16 protein-coding genes are annotated in these 21,232 nt (G+C 72.2%); 5 read left to right on the forward strand and 11 right to left on the reverse strand.

Annotated elements, in window-relative coordinates; genetic code table 11:
- The first annotated feature begins 399 nt into the window (after positions 1-399).
- On the forward strand, positions 400-2,112 hold the full coding sequence (locus tag OG386_RS30185; RefSeq protein ID WP_328790723.1) for a carbohydrate-binding module family 20 domain-containing protein: 1,713 nt from the start codon (positions 400-402) through the stop codon (positions 2,110-2,112).
- A gap of 96 nt (positions 2,113-2,208) precedes the next feature.
- The gene (gene pulA / locus OG386_RS30190) at positions 2,209-7,557 is read left to right on the forward strand and encodes a pullulanase-type alpha-1,6-glucosidase (RefSeq protein ID WP_443053223.1); all 5,349 of its coding nucleotides are present in this window, start codon (positions 2,209-2,211) and stop codon (positions 7,555-7,557) included.
- Here pulA and OG386_RS30195 read toward each other — a convergent pair.
- Positions 7,544-8,080: a GNAT family N-acetyltransferase gene (locus OG386_RS30195; RefSeq protein ID WP_328790724.1), complete on the reverse strand. Its 537-nt coding sequence runs from the start codon at positions 8,078-8,080 to the stop codon at positions 7,544-7,546. The two genes, pulA and OG386_RS30195, sit on opposite strands and share 14 nt — an antisense overlap.
- A 153-nt stretch (positions 8,081-8,233) precedes the next feature.
- On the opposite strand from OG386_RS30195, the gene OG386_RS30200 reads away from it, so the two are divergent.
- Positions 8,234-9,063 (forward strand): IS5 family transposase gene (locus tag OG386_RS30200; protein ID WP_328793125.1). Its coding sequence is split into 2 segments (ribosomal slippage): positions 8,234-8,579 and positions 8,579-9,063, totalling 831 coding nucleotides; the frame shifts between segments, so codons are not numbered across the junction.
- Here OG386_RS30200 and OG386_RS30205 read toward each other — a convergent pair.
- The 8 genes from OG386_RS30205 to OG386_RS30240 all read right to left on the reverse strand — a co-directional run bounded on the left by OG386_RS30205 (position 9,064) and on the right by OG386_RS30240 (position 17,319).
- Positions 9,064-9,405, reverse strand: coding sequence for a DUF2750 domain-containing protein (locus tag OG386_RS30205; protein WP_328786341.1), 342 nt, complete (start codon positions 9,403-9,405; stop codon positions 9,064-9,066).
- Positions 9,406-9,451: 46 nt separating this feature from the next.
- Positions 9,452-10,186, reverse strand: a complete 735-nt coding sequence (locus OG386_RS30210) for a TetR/AcrR family transcriptional regulator (protein ID WP_328790725.1) — start codon at positions 10,184-10,186, stop codon at positions 9,452-9,454.
- Between the two features lie 24 nt (positions 10,187-10,210).
- Positions 10,211-11,257: a PDR/VanB family oxidoreductase gene (locus OG386_RS30215; protein ID WP_328790726.1), complete on the reverse strand. Its 1,047-nt coding sequence runs from the start codon at positions 11,255-11,257 to the stop codon at positions 10,211-10,213.
- Positions 11,254-12,150 (reverse strand): metal-dependent hydrolase, encoded by an 897-nt coding sequence (locus OG386_RS30220; protein WP_328790727.1) that lies wholly within the window; start codon positions 12,148-12,150, stop codon positions 11,254-11,256. The genes OG386_RS30215 and OG386_RS30220 overlap by 4 nt, the downstream gene beginning before the upstream one ends.
- A 132-nt stretch (positions 12,151-12,282) precedes the next feature.
- Complete coding sequence (locus OG386_RS30225) at positions 12,283-13,722, reverse strand: hypothetical protein (RefSeq protein WP_328790728.1); 1,440 nt, start codon at positions 13,720-13,722, stop codon at positions 12,283-12,285.
- A gap of 153 nt (positions 13,723-13,875) precedes the next feature.
- Positions 13,876-15,816, reverse strand: coding sequence for a hypothetical protein (locus OG386_RS30230; protein WP_405790697.1), 1,941 nt, complete (start codon positions 15,814-15,816; stop codon positions 13,876-13,878).
- A gap of 95 nt (positions 15,817-15,911) precedes the next feature.
- Complete coding sequence (locus tag OG386_RS30235; RefSeq protein ID WP_328790730.1) at positions 15,912-16,706, reverse strand: tyrosine-protein phosphatase; 795 nt, start codon at positions 16,704-16,706, stop codon at positions 15,912-15,914.
- Positions 16,707-16,731: 25 nt separating this feature from the next.
- On the reverse strand, positions 16,732-17,319 hold the full coding sequence (locus tag OG386_RS30240; RefSeq protein WP_328790731.1) for a rhomboid-like protein: 588 nt from the start codon (positions 17,317-17,319) through the stop codon (positions 16,732-16,734).
- 84 nt (positions 17,320-17,403) lie between these two features.
- On the opposite strand from OG386_RS30240, the gene OG386_RS30245 reads away from it, so the two are divergent.
- Together OG386_RS30245 and OG386_RS30250 are read left to right on the forward strand one after the other, a co-directional pair.
- Complete coding sequence (locus OG386_RS30245; RefSeq protein ID WP_328790732.1) at positions 17,404-18,126, forward strand: hypothetical protein; 723 nt, start codon at positions 17,404-17,406, stop codon at positions 18,124-18,126.
- A gap of 63 nt (positions 18,127-18,189) precedes the next feature.
- Entirely contained in the window at positions 18,190-19,629 is a 1,440-nt protein-coding gene (locus OG386_RS30250) for a PepSY-associated TM helix domain-containing protein (protein ID WP_405786993.1), read from the forward strand.
- 96 nt (positions 19,630-19,725) lie between these two features.
- On the opposite strand, the gene OG386_RS30255 is transcribed toward OG386_RS30250, so the two are convergent.
- Together OG386_RS30255 and OG386_RS30260 are read right to left on the reverse strand one after the other, a co-directional pair.
- A complete protein-coding gene (locus tag OG386_RS30255; RefSeq protein ID WP_328790733.1) occupies positions 19,726-20,331 on the reverse strand; it encodes a winged helix-turn-helix domain-containing protein in 606 nt (201 codons plus the stop codon).
- Positions 20,332-20,679: 348 nt separating this feature from the next.
- The gene (locus OG386_RS30260; protein WP_328790734.1) at positions 20,680-21,009 is read right to left on the reverse strand and encodes a hypothetical protein; all 330 of its coding nucleotides are present in this window, start codon (positions 21,007-21,009) and stop codon (positions 20,680-20,682) included.
- Positions 21,010-21,232 lie beyond the last annotated feature (223 nt).

Raw genomic sequence — 21,232 nt, forward strand, 5'->3', positions numbered from 1 at the left:
CCCGGGGCATTTGCCGCAGCGCGCCGGTCCGGCGCCAGAAGCGCTCGATGGGCCCAATTAAGCGGTAATGGGGCCGGAATTGAGATCGAGCTATTGTCGGCGGTTTGAGCATATCCGCCCGTGTGACCGGATGCTTTCATCCCGTACGAAGGGTGGCCCCGGGCTGACCCCGGGTGGGCCGACCCGTCCGGCGGACCGCCCGGACCCGGTGCGGGGAGGGCGTCGCGGTCGCGTCCCGGGGGGTGAACTCGCCTCGTCGGGGCCGGAGTCCAGGGGCCCCGCCCAGGAGGACACGCCTCGGAAACAATTCTGCAATCTCTTGCGCAAACTCTTGCAGGGCTCCTACCTGGCCCCTACGGTCGCTCCAATCCCCACGTCTTCCGCCAGGAGGCCTCCCGCATGCCTGCCAGAGCCGTCAGAGCTGCAACCTTTTGCGCCACCACCGCACTTGCCGCGGCCACCCTCACGGGCCTCGGGCCGCAGGCCGTCGCCGCGCCCCCCGGTGAGAAGGACGTCACCGCCGTCCTGTTCGAGTGGCGCTTCGACTCCGTCGCCAAGGCCTGCACCGACTCCCTCGGGCCCGCCGGGTACGGGTACGTGCAGGTTTCGCCGCCGCAGGAGCACGTGCAGGGCAGCCAGTGGTGGACCTCGTACCAGCCCGTCAGTTACAAGATCGCCGGGCGGCTCGGGGACCGGGCCTCCTTCAAGGCCATGGTCGACACCTGTCACGCCGCCGGGGTGAAGGTCGTCGCCGACTCCGTCATCAACCACATGGCCGGACCGGCGGACGCCGGCGCCGCCTTCACCGGGACCGGCGGGTCTTCGTACACGAAGTACGGCTATCCGGGGCTCTATTCGGGCGCCGACATGGACGACTGCCGAGCCTCGATCTCGAACTACCAGGACCGGGGCAACGTCCAGAACTGCGAGCTCGTGCAGCTCGCCGACCTGGACACCGGCGAGGACTACGTGCGCGGGCGCATCGCCGGGTACCTGAACGACCTGCTGTCGCTGGGCGTGGACGGCCTGCGGATCGACGCCGCCAAGCACATGCCCGCCGCCGACCTCGCCAACATCAAGTCCCGGCTCACCAAGCCCGGTGCGTACTGGAAGCAGGAGGCGATATACGGGGCCGGCGAGGCCGTCTCGCCGAGCGAGTACCTCGGGAACGGGGACGTACAGGAGTTCCGGTACGCCCGGGGCCTCAAGCGGGTCTTCCAGAACGAGAACCTGGCGTACCTGAAGAACTTCGGCGAGGCCTGGGGGTACATGCCCAGCGGGCAGGCCGGGGTCTTCGTCGACAACCACGACACCGAGCGGGGCGGCGACACCCTCAACTACAAGGACGGGTCCGCCTACACGCTGGCCAACGTCTTCGCGCTGGCTTGGCCGTACGGCTCGCCCGACGTGCACTCCGGCTACGAGTGGAGCGACAAGGACGCCGGTCCGCCGGGCGGGGGCGCGGTGAACGCCTGTTACTCCGACGGCTGGAAGTGCCAGCACGCCTGGCGGGAGATCTCCTCCATGGTCGGATTCCGCAACGCCGCCCGCGGCCAGTCCGTCGGCAACTGGTGGGACAACGGCGGTGACCAGATCGCCTTCGGGCGCGGCACCAAGGCGTACGTGGTGATCAACCACGAGGGTTCCGCCCTGACCCGGACCTTCCAGACCTCGCTGCCGGGCGGCGACTACTGCGACGTGCAGAGCGGGCGGACGGTCACCGTCGGCTCGGGCGGACAGTTCACCGCCACGGTCGCCCCCGGGACGGCCCTCGCCCTGCACGCCGGGGCCCGCACCTGCTCCGGTACCCCGGCCGGCTCCGCCGGAGCCTCCTTCGGGGTGGCCGCCACCACCGTTCCCGGGCAGAACGTCTACGTCACCGGTGACCGCGCCGAGCTCGGCAACTGGAACACCGGTGGCGCGCTGAAGCTCGACCCGGCCGCGTACCCGGTCTGGAAGCTCGACGTGACGCTCCCGGCCGGGACCGCGTTCTCGTACAAGTACCTCCGCAAGGACGCTGCCGGGAACGTCACCTGGGAGAGCGGAGCCAACCGCACCGCCACCGTCCCCGCGAGCGGCAAGGTCACGCTGGCCGACACCTGGCGCAACTGAGCCGCCGCTCCACAGACCAGGGCCGTCCGGCACCACCTCCCTGCCACCACGCCGGGCGGCCCTCATCCATGCGACACGTACACAAGGAGACCTGCCTTGATACGCCCTGCCGCAGGAGTGCTCGCCGCCGCCCTGGCCGTGACGTTCCTGCCCGCCCTCCCCGCCGCGGCCGCGACCAGCGGGCCGCCCGCCCCGCCCCCGGACGCGAAACTGGCCGCCGAACCGGCCCGGCACGACTTGACCCGGGAGCAGTTCTACTTCGTGCTCCCGGACCGGTTCGCGAACGGCGACCCCGGCAACGACCGGGGCGGCCTGACCGGCTCGCGTCTGGAGACCGGCCTGGACCCCACGGACAAGGGCTTCTACCAGGGCGGTGACCTCAAGGGGCTCACCGACCGGCTCGACTACATCAAGGGGCTCGGCACCACGGCCATCTGGCTGGCGCCGATCTTCAAGAACCAGCCGGTGCAGGGCAAGGGGGCCGACGTCTCCGCCGGCTACCACGGCTACTGGATCACCGACTTCACGCAGGTCGACCCGCACTTCGGGACCAACGCCGACCTGGAGCGGCTGATCGACAAGGCGCACGGGAAGGGGATGAAGGTCTTCTTCGACGTCATCACCAACCACACCGCCGACGTCGTCGACTACCGGGAGGCGTCGTACTCGTACCTGTCGAAGGGGGCGTTCCCGTACTTGACCAAGGACGGGGTGCCGTTCGAGGACAAGGACTATGCGGACGGGAAGACGAAGTTCCCGAAGGTGGACGGCGGGTCCTTCCCGAGGACGCCCTTCGTGCCGGACGCGAAGAAGAACCTCAAGGTGCCGGGCTGGCTCAACGACCCGACGATGTACCACAACCGCGGGGACTCCACCTTCGCGGGCGAGTCCTCCGACCAGGGCGACTTCTTCGGTCTCGACGACCTGTGGACCGAGCGTCCCGAGGTCGTCAGCGGGATGGAGAAGATCTACGAGAAGTGGGTGCGGGACTTCCGGATCGACGGCTTCCGGATCGACACGGTCAAGCACGTCAACACCGAGTTCTGGACGCAGTGGGCGACCGCCCTCGACGCCTACGCGGCCAAGCGCGGCCGTGACGACTTCTTCATGTTCGGCGAGGTCTACTCCGCCGACACGGCCGTCACCTCCCCGTACGTGACCCGCGGCAAGCTCGACGCCACCCTCGACTTCCCGCTCCAGGACGCGATCCGCGCGTACGCCTCCCAGGGCGCGGCGGCCGGCCGGCTGGCCTCCGTCCTCGGCGACGACTACCGGTACACCTCAGGCAAGGCCAACGCCTACGAGCAGGTGACCTTCCTCGGCAACCACGACATGGGCCGCTTCGCCACCTTCCTCAAGCAGGACCGGCCGGGGGCCGGTGAGCAGGAGCTGCTGGAGCGCTACCGGCTGGCCAACGAGCTGATGTTCTTCGCCCGGGGCAATCCGGTGATCTACTCCGGTGACGAGCAGGGCTTCACGGGCGCGGGCGGCGACAAGGACGCCCGGCAGCCGCTGTTCGCCACGCAGGTCGCCGACTACCTGGACGACGACCAGCTCGGAACGGCGCGCACGCACGCGAGCGATGCCTACGATCCGGGACACCCGCTCTACCAGCAGATCAGTGCTCTCTCCAAGCTGACGAAGGCGCACCCGGCCCTGCGCGACGGCGTTCAGAGTGAACGTTTCTCCGACGGTTCCGTCTACGCCTTCGCCCGCACCGACACCAAGACCCGCACCGAGTACCTGGTCGCCGCCAACAACGGCGCCGCATCCCGCACCGTCGAGATCGACGCCCCCGCCGGCACCCAGTACCGCACCCTCTACGGCGGCACCGCGCTGATCCGCGCCTCGGCGGCCGGCAAGCTCACCGTGCCCGTCCCCGCCCTCGGCTCCGTGGTCCTCCAGGCCGTGACCCCCGCCGCCAAGCCCACCGTCAAGCCCACCCTGACCCTGAAGGCCCCGGCCGCCGGCGCCACCGGCACCGTCGAGCTCTCCGCCGACGTCAGCGGCGGCGGCCTGAACCGCGTCGTCTTCGCCGCCCAGACCGGCAACGAGAAGTGGCAGGTCCTCGGCACCGCCGACCACGCCCCCTACAAGGTCACCCAGCACCTCGACGCCAAGACCCCGGCCGGCACCGCCCTGCGCTACAAGGCCGTCGTCGTCGACTCCGCCGGCCGCACCGCGAGCGCCCTCGCCGCCTCCGCCACCGGCCAGGCCCCGCCCACCGAGATCCCCACCGCCACCCAGCGGGACTACGCCGTCGTCCACTACAACCGCCCCGACGGCGACTACACCAACTGGCGGCTCTACGCCTGGGGCGACCTCGCCGACGGCGAAGCCACCCCCTGGCCGGCCGGCCACGACTTCACCGGCCGCGACGCCTACGGCGCCTTCGCCCACGTCAAGCTCAAGCCCGGCGCCTCCTCCGTCGGCTACCTCGTCATCGACAAGGACGGCAACAAGGACGTCGCCGCCGACCGCACCATCGACGTGACGAAGACCGGCGAGATCTGGCTGGAGCAGGGCAAGGAACCCGCCCGCACCGACCGCCCCGCCTACCCGCCGCAGGACCAGTCCAAGGCCGTCCTGCACTACCAGCGCCCCGACCGCGCCTACGACGGCTGGGGCCTGCACGTCTGGACCGGAGCCGCGAACCCCACCGACTGGTCCAAGCCGCTGTTGCCCACCCGCACCGACTCCTACGGCGCGGTCTACGAGGTCCCGCTCGCGCCCGGCGCCACCAGCCTCAGCTACATCCTCCACAAGGGCGACGAGAAGGACCTGCCCACCGACCGGTCCCTGGACCTGAAGGCCACCGGCCACGAGGTGTGGATGCTGGGCGGTCAGGAGCAGTACCTCCTCCCGCAGCCCGCCGGTTCCGCAGCCGCCCTGGACCTCACCAAGTCCCAGGCCGTCTGGATTGACCGCGACACCCTCGCCTGGAACGCCCCCGCCACGGCCGCCTCCGTGCAGCTCCTCGCCTCCCGCGAAGGCGCCGTCAAGGCCGAGAACGGCACCCTGACCGGCCGCGCCCAGTGGCTGCGGCTGGGCAAGACCGAGCTCACCGCCGCCCAGAAGCAGAAGTTCCCGCACCTGGCCGCGTACGGCGCCTACACCGTCGACCCGCGCGACCGCGCCCGGGTCCGCGAGGCCCTGCGCGGACAGCTCGTCGCGAGCGCCCGCGCCGCGAACGGCGCGGTCCTCGCCGCCACCGGCGTCCAGCTCGCAGGCGTCCTCGACGACCTGTACGCGACGACCGCCTCCCTCGGCCCCGTCTTCAAGGACGGCCGCCCCACCCTCTCCGTCTGGGCCCCCACCGCCCAGCAGGTCTCCCTCGAACTCGACGGCCGCACGGTCGCCATGCGCCGCGACGACGCCACCGGCGTCTGGTCGGTGCGCGGCGAACGCTCCTGGACCGGCAAGCCCTACCGCTACGACGTGAGCGTCTGGGCCCCGAGCACCCGCCAGGTGGTCCGCAACCTCGTCACCGACCCCTACTCCACCGCCCTCACCGCGGACTCCGTCCGCAGCCTGGTCGTGGACCTGGCCGACCCGAAGCTCGCCCCGCCCGGCTGGAAGACCCTGCGCAAGCCCGCGCCCGTCCCCTTCGCGTCCGCTCAGATCCAGGAGCTGCACGTCCGTGACTTCTCCGTCGCGGACCGCACCACCACCCACCCCGGCCAGTACCTGGCCTTCACCGACACCGCCTCGGCGGGCATGCGGCACCTGCGCGACCTGGCCGCCGCCGGCACCTCCTACGTCCACCTCCTGCCGGCCTTCGACATCGGCACCATCCCGGAGAAGGCCGCCGACCGCACCGAGCCCGCATGCGAGCTCACGGTGTACGCCCCCGACTCGCAGGAACAGCAGGCGTGCGTGGCCGCCGCGGCCGCGAAGGACGCGTACAACTGGGGCTACGACCCGCTGCACTACACCGTCCCCGAGGGCAGCTACGCCAGCGACCCGAACGGCACGGCCCGCACCGTCGAGTTCCGCAAGATGGTCCAGTCCCTCAACGGGTCCGGACTGCGCACGGTGATGGACGTCGTCTACAACCACACCGTCGCCGCGGGCCAGTCGGACAAGTCGGTCCTCGACCGCATCGTCCCCGGCTACTACCAGCGCCTGCTGCCCGACGGCAGCGTCGCCACCTCCACCTGCTGCGCCAACACCGCCCCCGAGAACGCCATGATGGGGCGCCTGGTCGTCGACTCGATCGTCACCTGGGCCAAGGAGTACAAGGTCGACGGCTTCCGCTTCGACCTGATGGGCCACCACCCGAAGGCCAACATCCTGGCCGTCCGCTCGGCCCTCGACGCCCTGACGGTCGCCAAGGACGGGGTCGACGGAAAGCGGATCGTCCTCTACGGGGAGGGCTGGAACTTCGGCGAGATCGCCGACGACGCCCGCTTCGTGCAGGCCACGCAGAAGAACATGGCCGGAACCGGCATCGCCACCTTCTCCGACCGGGCCCGTGACGCCGTCCGCGGCGGCGGCCCCTTCGACGAGGACCCGCGGGTCCAGGGCTTCGCGTCCGGCCTGTTCACCGCCCCCAACGCCTCGCCCGCGAACGGCACCGCCGAGCAGCAGAAGGCACGCCTCCTGCACGCCCAGGACCTGATCAAGGTCGGGCTCTCCGGCAACCTCGCCTCGTACGCCTTCACCGACACCACCGGCCGCCGCAGCAAGGGCTCCGAGCTGGACTACAACGGCGCCCCGGCCGGCTACGCGGCCGCCCCCGGCGACGCCCTGGCCTACGCCGACGCCCACGACAACGAATCGCTGGCCGACGCCCTGACCTACAAGCTCCCGCCGGCCACGAGCAACGCGGACAAGGCCCGCATGCAGGTCCTGGCCATGGCCACGGCCACCCTCTCGCAGGGCCCGGCCCTCTCCCAGGCGGGTACGGACCTGCTCCGCTCCAAGTCCCTGGACCGCAACTCCTACGACAGCGGCGACTGGTTCAACGCCATCCACTGGGACTGCCGGGACGGCAACGGCTTCGGCCGCGGGCTGCCCCCGGCCGCCGACAACGCCTCGAAGTGGCCCTACGCGAAGCCGCTGCTCACGGCAGCGGCGCCCACCTGCACCGACATCGGCGCCACCTCGGCGGCCTACCGCGACCTGCTGCGGATCCGCACCACCGAGCCCGACTTCGCCCTCACCACGACCGAGGCGGTCCAGTCCCGGCTGGCCTTCCCCCTCTCGGGCAAGGACGAGACCCCGGGCGTCATCACCATGACCCTGGGCGACCTGGTGGTCGTCTTCAACGCGGCCCCCACCACCCAGGCCCAGCGCGTCCCCGCCCTCGCCGGCACCGGCTACCGGCTGCACCCGGTCCAGGCCGCGGGCTCCGACGCCACCGTCAAGCAGTCCGCGTACGACGCGAAGACAGGAGAGTTCACCGTCCCCGCCCGCACCGTCTCGGTCTTCACACGGCGCTGAGCCGGTCCAGCCGCTTCTCCAGCAGGATCACCCCGTAGGTCTTGCCGTCCTTCCCCTCCTTGTTGGGGAGCTCCCCGACCACCCGGTAGCCCGCACCCCGGTAGTACGCGAGCAGCCGGGGGTTGGTGGAGACGCAGTCCAGCCGCGCCCGTTCCCGACCGGTCCGGGCGGTCCGCCGCTCGGCGTGTTCGAGCAGGCGCCGCCCGGCCCCCGCGGGGGCCACCTCGCGCGCCACCATCAGCCGGTGCACGTAGCCGGCCACGGGCGGCTGGACCCCCCAGGCCTCCTCGTCGGACCACCACAACTCGTAGGCCCCGCACACGCGCCCGTCGGCATCGGCGGCGAGCCACACCTCGCCCTCGCGCATCTTCGACCGGAAGTGCGCGGCGTCCTTGTCGCCGGGCTTCCACTGATCGATCCCGTGCTTGCGCATCCACCGGGCAGCCTGGTCGTACAGCTGCACCAGCGTGCCGGCGTCCTTCTCCTCGGCCGGCCGGAACAGGATCTCGTCGTCAATGATCACGCGGGCATTATCGATGATCATGGGCGGCCGCCACACCCCGGATTCGGTGCGGATTCAGCGCGACTTCCGCACCCCGCCCGGCACTTAGAACTCCTAACAAAATGATCTTTGAGGTGGTTGGATTGTTCCGGACCGGTGATCTGGGGGTGCGGGGTGGCTCGACCAAAGCCGTGGGAAGTCGATGACGCATTGTGGGTGGTGGTTGAGCCGCTGTTGCCCAAGGTCGAGCGTCGGACCCGGCATGCGGGACGCAAGCGGCATCCGGACCGGCTGGTGTTCCAGGGCATTCTGTTCGTGCTGCATACCGGGATCGCCTGGGAACACCTGCCGCAGGAACTGGGCTTCGGCTCGGGCATGACCTGCTGGCGACGCCTGGCGGAGTGGACCGAGGCTGGCGTGTGGTCCCGGCTGCACGAGGTACTCCTCGCCAGACTCCGCGGCGCGAACGCTCTGGACTTCTCCCGTGCGGCGGTCGATGGGTCCCACATCCGTGCGTTAAAGGGGGACCCAAGACCGGACGAAGCCCAGTGGACCGGGGCAGGATGGGCAGCAAGCACCACCTGATCACCGACGCCACCGGCATCCCGCTTGCAGCCACCCTGACCGGCGGCAACCGCAACGACGTCACCCAGCTGATCCCGCTCCTCCAGGCCGTGCCGCCCGTGCGCGGCCAGCGTGGCCGACCTCGACGCCGGCCTGACGTGGTGCTGGGCGACCGCGGCTACGACCACGACAAGTACCGCCGTCTGGTCTGGGGCCTGGGTGTCAAGCCGCTGATCGCTCGCCGTGGCATCGAGCACGGCTCCGGCCTGGGTACCCAACGTTGGGTCGTGGAGCGCGCGTTCGCTCACCTGCACTGGTTCCGCCGCCTACGGATCCGCTGGGAGATACGCGACGACATCCACGAAGCCTTCCTCACCCTCGGATGCGCGCTGATCTGTTGGCGGCGGCTGCGCTCTGTATTGAGCGGCGCCGCGGGCTAATCACCCCGCTGCGAGCCGGTTGAGGACTTCCACCGGGGTGAAGCTCCAGCCGACGAGGCGCGGTCCGCTCCAGTTGATCCCGATCATGTATCCCTCTTGGGCGGCATCGGGCAGATCGCTATCCCGCCAGGCGTCGAGGGGCATGGACTCAACACGTAGCCCGTGCCCCCAGATCTTCGCCGCCCTCTGGGCGCGGGCCATGGTCGACCAGTAGGGAAGATTCCGCGTGCCGTCCGCGGAGAGGGGAGCCGGGCTTCCCTCGTCATCCCGGACAAACCAGACCACTCCGCTCTGGCGGGCCTCTCGGAAGAACGCTGCCGCTTGCGAACCACTCTGACTCATGCCACGGGAGCCTAGCGTCCCCCGCTACTCATTTCGTTAGTGGTTGTTAGGCCGACGCCCCGCCCGGTACGGTCTCCGACGCCCCGCCCGGCACCAGCGCACCGAGCCGCCCGACCAGCTCCCCGAAGGGCCCGTCGGCGGGCTCGCCGGCCAGGATCCCCACGAGGATCCCCGCCATCTCCGCGTCGTACGCGGCGCTCACGGCGGCCAGCGCGGCGAAGTCGTGCACCAGCTGCAGTTCCAGTTCGCCCCGCGGGATCCGGCGCCCGTCCAGCCAGATCAGCGCGGTGGACTCGGCGAGCGACACCCAGGACCGCACCACGAGCTCCAGGCGCGCGGGCGTGCGCTCCAGCCCGACGCCCAGGTGCGTGAGGATCTGCTCGTACGCCGCCTGCCGGACCTCGTCGATCATCGCGTTCGTCCGGCTGCTGCCGACGGCCGGACCGCCGCGCATCAGCGCCGAGAAACCCGGCCCGTGGTCGTCGACGAAATCGAAGAACCGCCCCATCACCCGCAGCAGGCGCGCCCCGAGCGGCCCCTCCCGGGGCTCCACGAACCGCAGCGCCAGCTCGTCGGCCGCCCGTCGCAGCGCGGCCTCGTACAGGCTCAGCTTGCCCGGAAAGTAGTGGTAGACGAGCGGCCGGGATATCCCGGCGGCCGCCGCGATCTCGTCGATCGACACATCGTCGGGCGAGCGGTGGCTGAACAGCTCCAGGGCCACCCCGATCAGCTGCTGCCGCCGCTCCTCGACACCCATCCTGCGTCGCACCCCGGTTGTCATGCGGAACACCCTACTGGGGAGGGTTCACAGGTCCAGGACCAGTCGGTCCCCCTGCGCGCGGGAGACGCACAGCAGCATCGAGTCCCCGCGCTCCTGGTCCGTGAGGAGCTCGTCGCGGTGGTCCACCCCGCCCGCCAGCACCCGGTGTTGGCAGGTCCCGCAGAAACCCTGCTCGCAGGAGTACGGGGTGTCCGGCAGCTCCCGGCGCACCGCGGCCAGCGCGCTCTCGTCCGCGGCCACCTCGACGACCCGCCCCGAGCGGCGCAGTTCGACCGTGAAGGCCCGCCCCGGACCGGGCTCGCCCGCCGGGGCGAACCGCTCCAGGTGCACCGCCGCCGGATCCGCGGCCGCCGCCGTGACGGCGGCCATCAGCGGCTCCGGACCGCAGCAGTAGACCAGCGTGCCCGGCCCCGCCGCGGCCACCGGAGCCAGGTCGGGCAGGCCCGTCTCGTCCTCGGGGAAGACCGACACCCGGTCGCCGTAGGGCGCGAGGTCGTCCAGGAAGGGCATCGAGTCGAGGGTGCGGCCCCCGTACAGGAGGGTCCAGTCGGCGCCCGCCGCCGTGGCGGCCCGCAGCATCGGCAGGATCGGCGTGATGCCGATGCCGCCCGCGACGAAGACGTACGAGGCCGCCGGGACCAGCTCGAAGCGGTTGCGCGGCGGGCGCAGCTCCAGCTCGGCGCCCTCGACCAGCTGGGCGTGCGCCTCGCGCGAGCCGCCCCGGCCGTCCTCGACCAGCCGGATCGCGATCGTGTACAGGCCGCCGTCCGCCGGGTCGCCGCACAGCGAGTACTGACGGACCAGGCCCGAGGGCAGGGTGACGTCCACGTGCGCGCCCGGGGTCCACGCCGGGAGCTCCGGCGACTCCAGGGTCAGCCGCAGCACGCCCTGGGCGGGCTGTGCACGGGAGACGATCAGCGCCCGCAGCGCGCGGCGCGGGGAGTGGCCCGAGACCGGTGTCTCCAGGGCCGGCAGCGGCCAGAGCGGGGAGTCGCCGATGCGGCGCCTCAGGGCCCGCCGGGTCACCCAGGCCGCGCCCAGGGCGGCCGTGACCGCGAGGGCGCGCCTCATGCCCGTACCCCGCCGTTCGCACCGGGGGAGGCGGCGAGATAGGCCACCGCCTGGGCCGTAGAGCCCTCCTGCGAGGGGTGGTAGGTGCGGGAGAGGTACTTCGGGACGGACTTCAGCATCGCTCCCGTCGACGGGAGCACCCCCTGCTGCCCGGCCACGAAGAACTTCCCGAAGGAGGCCTTGCCGTCCACCAGGTGCGGGTCGTTCTCCATGAAGAAGCGCACCCCGCGCTGCCACAGGAACACCAGGGCCGAGAAGGCGGTCGCCCAGGTCCGGGCGCGGCGGCGGTAGCTGCCGTCGACGTGCATGAAGAGGTCGAAGGCCACCGAGCGGTGCTCGACCTCCTCCGCCCCGTGCCAGCGCAACAGGTCCAGCATGGTGGGGTCGGCGCCCCGCCGGTCGAGCGCGTCGGCGTTCAGCACCCAGTCGCCCAGGAACGCCGTGTAGTGCTCGATCGCCGCGATCATCGCGACCCGTTCCATCAGCCACCAGTGGCGGGCCCGCCCCGGCGGCAGGGTCCGGTCGCCGAGGAGCTTCTCGAACAGCCAGTCCACCTGCGCGGTGTAGGGGGTCGGGTCCAGCCCGAGCCGCTTGAGGTGGGGGAGCACGTCGTCGTGCGCGGTGGCGTGCATGGCCTCCTGGCCGATGAAGCCGACGACGTCCGCCCGTAGTTGCTCGTCCTCGATGTACGGGAGCACCTGCTTGTAGACGTGCACGAACCAGCGCTCCCCGGCGGGGAGCAGCAGGTGCAGCACGTTGATCATGTGCCCGGAGAAGGGGTCGCCGGGCAACCAGTGGAGCGGGGTGTCCTCCCAGCCGAAGGACACGTTCCGGGGCCTCAGGTCCACGTGTTCCGACGCCACGGGGGCGGGCGCGAGCGGCGTATTAGACATAGCGTCAATGTACTGACGGGTAGCGGGGAGGAGAAGCCCCCTGGGCGGACTTCTACGACATGCCACTGCCCGGACGCGTCCGCGCCCGGGCAGTGGCATGTCGATGGGTGGAAGTGCCTGCGGCCGCGCGGGCTACCGCCCGACGTGGCCGGTCGTGAGCGCCCACTCGCGGTTCAGGGTGCCCAGCGGGATCCGCCGCTCGAAGACGGGCGTGCCGAACAGCGACAGCTGGAGCTGGAGGTTCCCGCTCAGGTCGAAGCCGCCGTACAGCGCCCAGGCGCCGTCGAGGGAGGTCTTGCCGTCGCTGGACGCGGTCGCCTTGATGTCTCCCTCGCCGCGCAGGTACGGGGCGAAGTCCGCGGTGACGCCGACGGCGCCGTAGAGGCCGACGGAGGCCTCGGCGCCGAGCGCGCCCTTGACCTTTCCGGCGGCGGTGACGCTCGCCTTGACCGGCGTGCTCTTCACGTTCGAGGCGCTCACCGGGGTCCAGCCCTTGCCCGCGGCGTAGCTGCCGCCGACCTTGAAGTCGCCCTTGACGTCCTGCTGGACGTCGAGGGTCACGCGGCCGTCGGCCTCCACCTGGATGTAGCAGGTCAGGTCGAGGTTGACGACGACCGGAACCGGGCCGACCTGGATGACGGGCGAGCTGTGCAGCTTGGCGAACGGGATCCGCTTGGGCGCTCCGGTGCTCGCTGCGGCGCGGCCCTGGAGCTTCCACTGCGAGGACCAGTCACCGCTCATGCCGAGGAAGGCGCCGCGCGGACCGGGGGCGCCGCCGGTGCTGCCGTCGTACGCGAACTCGACCTGCGGGGCAAGCTGGACGAACCCGGACACCGAGGCGCCGGCCGAGGCGGGGGCGTCCTTCGCGGTGTCGATGGAGGCGTTGACGTCGAGCCGCAGGTTGCCGAGCGGCAGCTTCGCGCCCTCGGGGCCGAAGGTCAGGCCCGGGCCCTTGGCCCAGGAGAAGGTGACGCCCTTCGTCAGGGGTTCGACGGTGACCGCCGCCGGGTCGACGGGGACCTTGCCGTCGGCCTTGTCGTCGCCCAGGACGGCGGCCAGCGTGGTGGAGGCGGTCTTGACCTCGGTGCCCTTGTCGGTTTTGCCGACGACCTCGGTGACCTTGGCGAGCAGTCCGGCCGGGGCGCCGGGGGCGGGTGCGCTGGCGATGACGTCGCCCACCGCGACGGGCTTGCCGGCCTCGGGGGACTTGCCGGTCTCAGGGGACTTGCCGGTCCCGGACGACTTGCCGGGCGAGGGCGAACGGCTCGGCTCCGGGGCGGACTTGGCGATGACGGCCCGACCGCTGGCCTTGTCGTAGGAGGCGACCTTAAGCGTGGACTGCTCGGTCTTGCCCTTCCCGTCGGCCCGGGCCACGGCCGCCGGTGTGGGCGTTCCCTGCGGAGCCGCGGCCACGTCGAGCTGCTGCGACGTGCCGTCGGACGACGAGGGGGTGACGGCGGCGGGGGCGGCCGGGTCGGCGGCGCCGGTGTGAGGGGTCGAGCCGCAGCCGGTGGCGGTCAGGGCGAGGGCGGTCAAGCCGGGTATGAGGAGGCGTCGGGCGAGCGTGCGCACGTGGGGTGACCTTCAGGTGGGGGAGGGGTGTTGGGGGTTACCGCTTGGTAACCGGAACCCGATCATGCCATGTGTTGACGGCGACCGTCATGTCCGGATCCCGCCAACTACCCCACCGTTCATGACGGTTGAAGGTTCACCCACCGCGAACGCCTACCGGAGCACCCCCGCCTTCGTCCCGTCCGTCAACTTGCCCGACAGGTCCACCTGCGCGCCCGCCTGCGCTTTCACCGCCAGCCGGTTGCCGCTCGCCGACCCGCTCACCCCGCCGCCCGACACCGACAGCGAGGCGAACTGCGCACTGCCCGCCGCCAGCACGTACCACTGACCGGCCCGCGACTTCCACAGCACGCCCGCCAGCACTCGCGGCTCCCGCGGCCCGCAGGCCGCCGACCCCTCCGAGCGGGCCGCCTGCGCCGCCATCGGGGCGCCCGGCGCCAGGAACTGCGCCTGCACCCGATCGGCCGCCCCCTGCCAGGTCTCGGCCCGCGTGCAGAGCCAGGCCGCCGTCCCGTCGCCCTCCGGTAGCGGCTGCTTCGCGTACGTCCACGCGTTGACCGTGCGGACCCCGTGCGAGCGGACCGCCGGCAGCAGACAGGCGATCCTCGACCAGTCCCCGAGCTCCGCGGCCTCCGTCACGTCGCGCTCGGCACCCGGCGCACCCGACGTCAGCCGGGCCGGGGTCAGTTCACCGAGGTCGGTGATCAGCCGGGTGGCGCCGTCGCCCGTCAGGGCCAGCGCGTTCCAGCTCGTGCAGTTGCCCGCCGGGGCCGGGCCCGCCACCGGCGGGGTCACCCCGTCCGGGGTCGGCTTCAGCACCACCACGGGGGCGGCGGGCTTGAGCAGGTCCCGCAGGGCCGTACCGGTGACCCAGGGCGCGGTGAGATAGCGGACGTTGCCGTCGACCCGGCTGAGCACCAGCGCGGTGGCGGTCTCCGCCGAGGCGCCGTCGGTCCGGGCGAAGTCGAGGGCGGCGCCCGCCGTCCCGGTCCGCGGTTCGGCGTACCGGACCACGCGCAGGCCGTCGTACAGCAGGACCACGACGGCCTGGTCCACGGCGCCCGCGAACAGCAGCTGCGCCGGCCCCATCGGCGGCCCGGAGGGCGTGCCCGCCGTGGCCGAGGTGACCACCGAGGCCCCGGGCCGGGCCCACACGGCCAGCGCCCGGCGCAGCAGCTCCGTGTCCCCGATCCGGTCGCCGCGGGCGGGCCAGGTGGAGAAGTCCGTACGGGACGAGGTGTGCCAGAGGGCGGGCGCGGCCCGGACCAGCTTCGCGGGATCCAGGGCCTGCTCGGCCGCGGCGTTGCGCGCGTACGGCGGGGCGGCGGCCCCGTCCGAGCCCCAGCCCCCGCCGGGCAGCGCGAGCAGCGCCCCGCACACGGCGAGGGCGGCCCCGGCGGCCAGCGCGGCCCGCCCGAGACGGCGCCGCCGCAGCAGGTCGGTGGGCCGGGCCTGGAGCACGCACGGGTCGAACTCGGGCGAGGCGAACAGGGCGTCGTTCGCCGGATCCCCGGACTCCCGGGCCGCGGCGGCCGGATCAGGGACCCCGGCCTCGTCGAGCACCCGCAGCACCTCGGGCTCGGACAGCCGCTCCAGGGCCCGCAGCACGCAGGCGGCCCGCCCCGGCCCGTCGAGCGTGGCCAGCCACTGGTCGAGGGCGAGCTCCTCGGCCCCGCCCGAGCGGGGGAACAACCGCAGCCCCCACACCTGGGGGAGCACCGGCGGGAGTTGCGCGCGCCGCGGCAGCGCCCGGAAGGTCAGCGGGATCCCCGCCTCCAGGGCGGCGCGCAGCACGCGCAGCCGGACGTACGCGTACCCGGAGTCCTCCGCCCCGACCCGCTGCCCCGGAACCCCGCCCCGTACGGCGGCCGCGGCCGCCCCCGAGTCCCGCCGGCCGCGCGGCAGCGCCCGCTGGACCAGCGAGTGGGCGGTGAGCACCCGCCGGTTGCGGCCGAGGGCGGGCGGCAGCACCAGATAGGCGAGCCGCACCAGCCGGGGGTAGTGCTCGACGATGGCGGCCTCGGCCTGCTCGACGTCCGGCGGCACGGGAGAAGGGGGGCGGGTGGCGGTATCCGGCGCAGTCACGTTCAGCAGAACGAGCGAATCGTCGGATGGTCACCGGTCCCGGCCCCCGGCCCGTGCCCCCGGAGCAGGACTCGGGGCTCGGGCCTAGGGGTCAGGGTCCGGGGTCAGGCCACCAGACGGGCGCGCAGTGCCTCGACCGTCTCGTCGGCGACACCGAGCCCCTCGCGCACGTACTTCTCCATGGAGCCGTACCGCGTCTCGACCTCGTCCAGGGCCGCCCGCAGGTAGGAGGGGAAGACGCCGATCAGCGCGAGCGCGATGTCCGGGTCGCCGCCGGCCGCCGTGAAGCCCTCGATCAGCGGGGCGAAGGCCTGCTTGACCGCCGGATTGACGGACAGGTATTCGGCCATCAGGGTCTCGTCGTCCGCACCCAACAGCGCCAGGATGACCGTCGCGCCCCAGCCGGTCCGGTCCTTGCCCGCCGTGCAGTGGAACAGCAGCGGGCCCGAGTCGGCGTCGGCGACCTCGGTGAGCAGCATCCGGTACGCGGCCTGCGCGGATCCGGAGTTCACGAAGGACCGGTAGGTGTCGGCGAACAGCGCCTGTGCCCGCCCGCCGCCCAGGTGCTCCTCGGCCACGGCCGGGTCGGACAGCAGGTCCTTGAGCTGCACCGCGGCGGGCAACCTGGCGGAGTTCAGCTTGTCGGCGAGGACGTCACCGACCAGGATCCGGGCCCCGGCGGGTATCCGGTCGGGGTGGTCGGCGCGCTCGGCGTCGGTGCGGAAGTCGATGACGGTACGCAGGCCCAGCCCGGCCACCACCGGGTCGGCGTCGAGGTCGAGCCGGTCGAGCTGGCCGGAGCGCAGGACCAGGCCGGGGCGGACGGTGCGGCCGCCGGGGAGCGGGGTGCCGCCGAGGTCGCGGAGGTTGGCGACGGTGGTGGACGGGGTGGCGGTCATTGTGGCAGCTCCTGCGAGGTGTGGTTCATATAATTTTCTGATGTTTTGCCCCGGAAAGGTAATCGAGGGTCAGTGAGATCCCGATGCCCACCCCGAGCGCCGCCAGGTGCCCGGCGTCCGTGAAGGTCCGCCCGCGCCGGACCAGGGGGGCCGCCGCGAGCGCCAGCAGTCCCACCCGCGCGACCGTACGGACGGCCCCGCGCGGCAGGGCCGAGGTCAACGAGCCGAGCACGGTGTTGAACCCGTAGCTCGTTCCCACGTCCACCGCGCGCCGCGTCCCCTGATCGGCGCTCCCGCGCAGGGCGCCGTAGACGAGGAGGGTCGCCGCGGCGTGCCCGAACAGGAAGACCGAGGCCGCCCACCACGCTCCGTACGCGTACTCGGCGTACCCGAGGACCGCGACGAGCAGCAGCGCGTAGGGCAGGGGCATCGGCTCCTCGACGACGAAAGCGCTGCTCAGCAGCGTCTCCCAGCGTCCGGCGGCGAGATTGTCGACATTCGTGGAGCAGCCCCGGAGGAGCCGCTCGCGCTCGGCCGGCCCCGTGCGTTCCAGGGCGTAGGCCCCGAACTGCACCCCTCCGGCGTACACCGCTCCCCACGGAATTGGATTCATCTACTCATGATCGGATAAGCCTCTGGCGGGAACCAAGGCGCCCCGTGCGAACATGTCCCGGCCATGTTCGAATCATTCGCGCCGATGCGCGCCACGCGAGCCGCAATATTCGCGGCGATGTGCGTCGCCCTGGGCGCGATGGGGCATTCGTCCATGTCCGGAACGGACATTCCGCTCTTCGGCCTTCTGGGTGCTTTCGGGGTGACCTGCGGATTCGCATGGCTCGCCGCCGGGCGCCGGCGGGGCCCCGTGGGCATCACCGCCGCGGTGCTCTCCGTGCAGGGCGCACTGCACCTGGTCTTCTCGGGGAGCACGGCCGCGAAGCAGTTCGCCGCTCCCGCGACGATGCACGGCCACCACCCCGTGTCGGCCGCGGACGCGGGCGCCATGGCCACCGAAGGCCCCGGCATGGCCGACATGGCCCACATGGCGGGTGCCGCATGGATGGCGGACGCCACCGGCACGGCCGGCACGGCCGGTCACGGCGGCGCCGCGATGATCGCCGCCCACGTGCTCGCCGGAGTGCTCTGCGCCGCCTGGCTCGCGCGCGGCGAGGCCGCCGTCTTCCGGCTGGCCCGCGTCCTGGCCACCGCCGCGCTGCACGCGGCCCGACCGCTCGCCCGCGCGCTCGCCCTCGTCCGGGCACGGGTGGCCGCCGTACCGGCCCCGCCCGTCTTCCCCGCCCGGTACGAACGGCCGCGCCGCCTGCGCGGAGCCGTGCACGCCCATGCCGTGGTGCGCCGCGGGCCGCCCGGACGCGCTCCGCTCCCGCGTTCCACGGCCCCCGGCCGGCCTGCCCACGCCTGATCCGGCGCAGCGGCGACGCCTGGGGCTCCTGTCCCCATGTCTTCGCCAACACTGAGGATCCCCATGTCTCTTGACGAGGCTCAAGACGTCCGCACCCCGGACGTCGAACCGGCCGGAACGGCCAAGAACCGCGGCGGCTGGGCCGCCGTACGGCCGCTGCTCCTGCGCATGCACTTCTACGCGGGGCTGCTCATCGCCCCGGTGATCTTCCTCGCCGCCGCCACCGGGCTGCTCTACGCCGCCTCCTGGCAGGCCGAGAAGATCATCTACTCCGACGAGCTGACCGTCGCCCGCGTCGGCGAGAGCGTCCTGCCGCTCAGCGCCCAGGTCGACGCGGCCAAGGGCGCCGCCCCCGAGGGCGAGGTCGTGTCCGTGTGGCCCGCCCCCGACACCGAGGCGACCACCCGAGTGATCATGGAGAGCCCGGGCCTCCCCGAGGGCGAGACCCTCACCGTCTTCGTCGACCCGTATACGGCCGAGGTGCGCGGTCAGCTCGCCACCGCCGGCGACGCGCTGCCGCTGCGGGCCTGGCTGAGCGAGTTCCACTCCAGCCTCCAGCTCGGCGAGTTCGGCCGGAACTACAGCGAGCTCGCCGCGAGCTGGATGTGGGTGGTCGCGCTCGGCGGACTCGCCCTGTGGATCGGCCGCCGCCGCAAGCGCAGGTCGCAGCTGGTCCTCCCGGACCGGGGGGCCACCGGCCGACGCCGCACCCTGTCCTGGCACGGAGTCGTCGGCCTGTGGGCCGTCGCCGGCCTCGTCGTCCTCTCCGCAACCGGCCTGACCTGGTCGAAGTACGCCGGCGAGAACATCGGGCAGCTCCAGGACAGCCTCGGCGGGGCCACCCCCGCCGTCTCCGCGCAGCTCAACGCCGGGGCGGACGCCGGCTCCGACGAGCACGCCGGGCACACCATGCCCGACGGCACGCAGATGGCCCCGCCGCCCGCGCCCACCGCCGACGTCGGCCTCGACAAGGCCGTGGACGCCGCCCGGGCCGCGGGCGTCACCGAGGCGCTCCGCGTGACCCTGCCCGCCAAGGGCAAGGGATACGTCATCAAGGAGCAGGACAAGCTGGTGCCGGTGCACCTGGACTCGGTCGCCGTCGACCCCGCGGACGCCCGCGTCATGGACGAACTGCGCTTCGCGGACTACCCGCTGCTCGCCAAGATGACCCGCTTCGGCATCGACCTGCACATGGGCACGACCTTCGGGCTCGTCAACCAGATCGCGCTGGCCGCGCTCGCCGTCGCCGTGATGTTCCTCGTCTTCTGGGGCTACCGCATGTGGTGGCTGCGCCGGCCGACGAAGGACCGCAAGCTGTCCGTCGGCCGCGCGCAGCCGCGCGGCGCCTGGCGCAAGCTCCCGGTGACGGTGCTGCTGCCGCTGGCCGCGGTGACCGCCGTGACCGGCTGGTTCGTGCCGCTGCTCGGGATCAGCCTGGTCGCCTTCCTCGCGGTCGACGTCCTGCTGGGCTTCGTCGCGGGGCGCAAGGCCAAGGCCGCGTAGCCGCAAGGCCGCCCGGCCGCACGGCCGTCACGAACGAGGTGGGCCCGCACTCCCCAGGGGGAGCACGGGCCCACCGTCGTCAGGTCAACCGGCAGCTCAGGGGGCGTACTTGTAGCCGACCCGGCGCACCGTCTGGATCGCGGCACGGTGGGAGGCGCCCAGCTTGCGGCGCAGACGGGCGATGTGGACGTCCACGGTCCGGCCGTCGCCGACGTGCCCGTAGCCCCAGACCGTAGTGACCAGCTGGTCCCGGCTGTGCACCCGGTGCGGGTGCTGCACCAGGTGGGCCAGCAGCTCGAACTCCAGGTACGTCAGGTCGAGCACCCGGCCGTCGACCTCGGCGGTGCGCTGCGCCGAGTCGATCCGGACCCGGCCGTCACCCGGTCCGGCCGGAGCGGGAGCGGCGGGCGCGGGGGCGGCCGATGGGACGGCGGCGGCCACGGCCTGCGGGGCGAAGGCGATCGGAGGCTGCTGGTCGGCCGGTACGAGCACCAGGTAACCGATCATCGGCGGCTGGCCCGGCAGCGTCGGCAGGGTGTGCTGGGGTGCGGGCAGCCAGGTGGCCCCCGGCGGCAGGAGGTCCACGACCCGGGCCACTTCGTCTCGGTCTACGGAACGGAGCCGGTGGCGCGGACTGGGCGGATAGGACAGGGGAGAGGTCGCAGCGGTGGCGGCGGAGGAGAGGGAGCGGGTGTTCGCCATGAGTGGTCAGCTCTTTCACGCGGAGTGGTCGGCAGGAGACGTGCGTACGTCGTCGATGTCGATACCGCGCAGACCGAAGGCCTCGGGGAAGGTCAGGTGGGTGGTCCCGGAGGCTTTAGAGGGCCGGCGCGTTCTTCGCGCGGCAACACTCCCGGTCGTAATCGTGATCCTGACGGGACGGCCAGAAAGGCTCGAGGTCGCTGCGACCTGACGAGGTGTGCGAATGGCTGGCCATGGCCCCATTCAAGCAGATGTCATGTCTCCGGGGCAGGCCCCGTCTCATCCCGTGGATGGAAATCTCATATGCCGAGCTCTCTCCCCTGTCAATTGCGGACAAAAGGCAACTCCTCACGTGAGCCGCAACCGCTGCCACTCCGGCCCGACGTCCCAGGCCTCCTCCTGGCGGGCCCAGCGCGCCATGACCTCCACGACCTCGGCCGCCGCGGGCAGGTACGCCTGGAAGTGCCGCTCCGCGGACCCGTCCCGGTGCTCCAACTGGTAGTCGCCGCCCGCGTCGTGCCAGACCTGTATGTAGACGTCCGGGTCCTCCACGATCCGCTCGACGATGACGAAGTGGTCCCCGTCCGCGCCGATGCGCTCCACGAGTGCGGACAACACGCCGAGCGCGGGGCGTTCGTAGGACTCGCCGCGCTCCGTCTGGATCCTGATCGCCAACATGGCCACACCGTCGCACGCGCCACTGACATTGATACTCGTAGCGGGTTCCGGTGGTCGTGGCTCTGCCACTGACTGACGCCCTGCTGGGCTGTCTTCCCGCTGTACCGTCCGGCTGCCGGGCCCGTTCTTCATGGCTCCGGCCAGGTGGAACATGACCTGATAGGAGCTTGGTCAGAAGCCCCCTCAATGTCCTGTCTGTCCCACCTGGCCGGTGTCACCTCCG

It is taken from the genome of Streptomyces sp. NBC_00273, from assembly GCF_036178145.1.
In the GTDB taxonomy this organism is placed as follows: Bacteria; Actinomycetota; Actinomycetes; order Streptomycetales; family Streptomycetaceae; genus Streptomyces.